Origin of the sequence: Tahibacter sp. (genome assembly GCF_032229445.1) — a bacterium.
Lineage (GTDB): Bacteria > Pseudomonadota > Gammaproteobacteria > Xanthomonadales > Rhodanobacteraceae > Tahibacter.
This window is the reverse complement of the sequence record NZ_JAVTWC010000130.1, coordinates 1-4,246: the sequence shown is the minus strand read 5'-3', so window position 1 is coordinate 4,246 and position 4,246 is coordinate 1. Positions and strand designations below refer to the sequence as shown.

The 4,246-nt window shown below is 63.8% G+C and carries 5 protein-coding genes; 1 reads left to right on the top strand and 4 read right to left on the bottom strand.

Going from position 1 to position 4,246, the window contains the following annotated elements:
* The 4 genes from RUU78_RS24855 to RUU78_RS24840 all read right to left on the bottom strand — a co-directional run.
* A partial coding sequence (locus RUU78_RS24855; protein WP_313920520.1) for a caspase family protein occupies positions 1 to 402 on the bottom strand: 402 nt, incomplete at its 3' end.
* Between the two features lie 120 nt (positions 403 to 522).
* Positions 523 to 1,287: a ParA family protein gene (locus RUU78_RS24850; RefSeq protein WP_012806992.1), complete on the bottom strand. Its 765-nt coding sequence runs from the start codon at positions 1,285 to 1,287 to the stop codon at positions 523 to 525.
* Positions 1,288 to 1,380: 93 nt separating this feature from the next.
* Entirely contained in the window at positions 1,381 to 2,091 is a 711-nt protein-coding gene (locus tag RUU78_RS24845) for an alpha/beta hydrolase-fold protein (protein ID WP_313920518.1), read from the bottom strand.
* A 123-nt stretch (positions 2,092 to 2,214) separates the two neighbouring features.
* Positions 2,215 to 3,309: an isocitrate/isopropylmalate dehydrogenase family protein gene (locus RUU78_RS24840; protein WP_313920517.1), complete on the bottom strand. Its 1,095-nt coding sequence runs from the start codon at positions 3,307 to 3,309 to the stop codon at positions 2,215 to 2,217.
* A gap of 291 nt (positions 3,310 to 3,600) precedes the next feature.
* Here RUU78_RS24840 and RUU78_RS24835 point away from each other — a divergent pair.
* Positions 3,601 to 4,246: aminotransferase class I/II-fold pyridoxal phosphate-dependent enzyme (locus RUU78_RS24835; RefSeq protein ID WP_313920516.1), on the top strand; the 646-nt coding region annotated here is incomplete at its 3' end.

Genomic DNA, 4,246 nt, shown 5'->3' with positions numbered 1-4,246 from the left:
GGCGGCGAAAGGCAGCGAGCGCTCGTTGTCGATCTTGGCATCCGCCGGCACCAGGTAATTGCGTCCGCTGACCTGGAGGCCATGACCGGCGTAGAAGAACAAGCCGACCTTGGCTCCCTGCAACTGGTCGCCAAAGCGCTTGACTGCCTGTTCCAGACGAGTCTTGTCCGGATCGATGGCCAACTCCACCTGGAAGCCGAGTTTCTTCAGCGATTCCGCGACCGCGCGCGCGTCCTTGGGCGGGTTGGGTAGCGGCGGCGCATTTTGATAGGCGCCGATGCCGACGACCAGCGCCACCTGGCCCTTGCCCGGCGTAGCCGCCGGCGCGGCTGCCAGCGCACCACAGCCGAGCCACAAGAGAATCGTCGCCAACAGGCGCAGGCACCGCCGCACAGCAGGCATCCCCATCTCCCCAGGATCAATGACAAGGGGAAATCATACACCTCGTCGGGCTGGCTGCGCTGACCGCGCGCATCGGCGGCGACGACTGCCGGCGAACGCCACTGCCGCCGCCGCCGCTGCTCACTGCGACAACAGGTCGTAGAGGGCAGCGAACTCGCCGGTCAGCTTGTGCCGCGGATCGAGGTGGATCATCGGCAGCGCCTGATGGTGCGACTCGCGAATCTTGATCGATGCCGAAAGGAAAGCGTCGAGGATCGGCAGTCCCTCGCCGCGCAGTTCATCGACCAGACGCAGCGGCAGGTTGGCCCGCGCCTGGTAGTGATTGACGACGATCCCTTCGACACGCAGGGCACGGTTGTGGTCTGCCTGAATCTCGCGCACGTTGTCCATCAGCGTGTACAGCGCGCGGCGCGAGAAATCGTCGCAATCGAACGGGATCAGGCAGGTATCGGCGGCGATCAGTGCCGAGCGGGTGAAGAAATTGAGCGCCGGTGGTGTATCGATGAAGATCTCGTCGTAGCCGGCAAGCTTGTCCAGCGATTCGCGCAGTTTGTACATCTTGTAGCGGGATTCGAGCTTGACCTGCAGTTCCTCGAGGCGGGAGTCCGACGGCAGCACGTCAAGATTCGCGAACGGCGTGTGAATCACGTAGGCATCGAGCGCCTCGGGAAACAGGCGATAGCCGAGGATATCGTCGAAGTAGTGGGCAAGCGTCTTCTTCTGTTCGTCCAGCGCCTTGCCGAGCACATAGCGGGAAGCATTGGCTTGCGAATCGAGATCAATCAGCAAGGTCCTTCGACCGCGCGCCGCCGCAATGGCGGCAAGGTTGCAGGCGATGGTCGACTTGCCCACCCCTCCCTTTTGATTGAAGACGACCCGGCGCATGACATTTCCCCCATCGTTAATAAGGATTTGATGGAAGTGTAGTCACTTCGGGGGCAGCCGTCGAGGACCAGGATCAGGAGGGTGGCCGCCGGCTCAACAGGCGTCGGCGAGGATCTGCTGCAACCAGCCCTCGATGTCCCGCAGCTCCTCCATGCATACGGTATGTTCAGCGGCGTAGCCGTGCCACTGCACGGCGTAGCCCTGCGCCTTGAGCAGCTTGGCCGAGCGCTTGCCGAAATCGTAAGGAATGACCGGGTCGTTACGTCCGTGCGCCATGAAGATCGGCACGTCGCGATTGGCGGGATGCGCTTCCGCAGGCAGCGTATCGACCAGCGGCAGATAGCACGACAGCGCGAGGACGCCTGCCAGTCGCTGAGGGTGGCGCAAACCCGTATGCAGGGCGATCACTCCGCCTTGCGAAAACCCGGCCAGGACGATGCGTCCGTCGGGGATGCCGCGGGCGTTCTCGCGGGCGATCAGCGCTTCGATCTGCTCGGCCGACTGGCGTACACCCTCGGCCTCCTCACGCCCCGGCGCGAAATCCGGCGACACGATGTCGTACCAGGCGCGCATCACGTAGCCGCCGTTGATCGTCACCGCCCGCATCGGTGCATGCGGAAAGACGAAGCGGATTGCCGGCAACTGGTCGAAATCGAACTCGTCGACAATCGGCTCGAAGTCATGTCCGTCGGCACCCAGCCCGTGCAGCCAGATGATCGCGCACTGCGGCGAGTCCCCGGTGCGGCATTCGACGGCAGGAAGCAACAGCGCATCGGCGGTACTGGGTGTCGGCTTGGCGTTCATGTCATCGGTCCTCGTTCTTTTCGGCAGGCGCCATTCTAACGGTCCGTGCTGCGCAACACACTGCCGATGACGAACGAAAGCCGCCGCCGCGTGGCCATCGGCCGTGCGTTGTCTGGCTCGCGATCAGGATTTCCGGATCTGGGCGATGATCGCCTTGGTGATCGCCGCCGTGCCATCCTTGCCACCGAATTCGACCGGGCAAACGACGGTCAGCGCCTTTTCGACGGCGTGCTCGAGGATGCGCGCGCCATGCGCGAGGCGCGGTTCGCCGTGCTGGTCGGCCAGCCAGTCGAGCATCAATGCCACCGAGAGAATCTGTGCCACCGGGTTGGCCAGACCCTGACCGGCAATATGTGGTGCGCTGCCGTGCGCAGGCTGGAAGACAGCGTGCTTTTCGCCGATGTCCGCCGATGGCGCGAGACCCAGGCTGCCTACGACACCCGCGGCAAGGTCGGAGAGGATGCCGCCGAAGGCATTCTCGGTGACCAGCACGTCGAACTCCCAGGGCGACTTGACCAGTTTCATGGCGGTCGCGTCAACGTAGGCATAGTCTGCCGCGACGGACGGATGACGTTCAGCCACCTCGCCGAAAATCCGGCGGAAGAAGGCCATCGACGTTAGCGCGTTGGCTCTGTCGACACACAGTACCTTGCCCGGTCGTCGCCGGCTCTTGGCGCGCCGCTCGGCGACGCGGAAGGCAAACTCGGAAACCCGGTTGGTGCCGTTGCGCGAAATCATCATCGTCTCCCAGGCGACGCGGTCGTCCTCGATCGTGCCGCGGCAACGCGAGTAGAGGATCCCCTCGGTCTGTTCACGCACCAGGACGAGGTCGATCTGGGAGGCGCGCTTGTCGACCAGCACCCGTGGCAGGCTCGGGTAGCTGCGGATCGGACGCAGCCCGGCATACAGGTCCATCTCGATGCGCAGATCCAGCTGGGTGGTGACCTCCGTGCCATCGGAGTAGCGGACATGCGGCAGGCCAATCGCGCCGAGCAGCACGGCATCGGCCTTCTTGCACGCGGCCATGTTCTCATCGGAGAAAGCCGTACCGGTCTTCTGGTAATGCGCAGCGCCCCCTTCGAGATGCCAGAAATCGAAGCCGATACCGCCCATGCGCTCGTTGAGGACCTCGAGAACGTGCAGGCTCGAGGCGACGATCTCAGGGCCGATTCCATCCCCCGGGAGGACGGCGATATGGAAACGCAGATCTCTTTTCATTGTTGTGATTTCCTGGTTCTGGCGGGGACGGGTGCAGGTGCCTGCCACCCCTGGGCGAGTTGTCGTCGGCCCGCCACGGGGCCAGCACACATACATAAATAAAACCGGCAGCGGGGTCAAGCATTTTCTGCCGTGCTCTTTCCCTTTCGGGGTTACGAGCAGACCTCAGGCGGGCCAGTGAGCCGATGCGCGCACGCTCTAGCGGCCGCGAGCGCGGCCGGGATGGCTTTGCCATCGCGGGTTCGTGCGTGCTACGTTTCATGTTCCCATCACCCGTCGGAGGACACCCGCATGGCTTTCAATCCAGCATCACGCGTTCAGGATTATCTGGTGTTCGGCGAGTTCGGCGACGTCAACCCGTCGATCACCGACTCGTCCACCTACACCTTCCTGAGTCCGGAGCGAATGGCGGAGCTGTTCGAACACGAGATCGAGGGCTGCTTCCTCTACTCACGCCATTTCAACCCGACCAACAAGTATCTGGCCAGCGCGCTGGAGCGGATGGAAGACGCCGAATCCGCGCAGGTCATGGCGTCGGGGATGGGCGCGATCAGCACCACGCTGATGACGCTGTGCGGCGCCGGCGACGAGATCGTCTGCGGTCGCAGCATCTACGGAGGCACCTATGCCTTGCTCAAGAATCTGCTGCCGCGCTTCGGCGTGAACACCCGCTTCGTGGACGTGTGCGACCACGATGCCGTGCGCGCGGCGATGACCCCGCGTACGCGCGTCGTGTACTGTGAATCGCTGAGCAATCCACTGCTGGAAGTCAGCGACCTGCCGGCTCTCGCAGCCATCGCCCACGCCGGCGGCGCGCGACTGGTGGTCGACAACACCTTCACGCCGATGATTCTGTCGCCACTCCGTCACGGCGCGGACGTCGTCGTGCATAGCCTGACCAAGTTCGTCAACGGCACCAGCGACTGCGTCGCCGGTT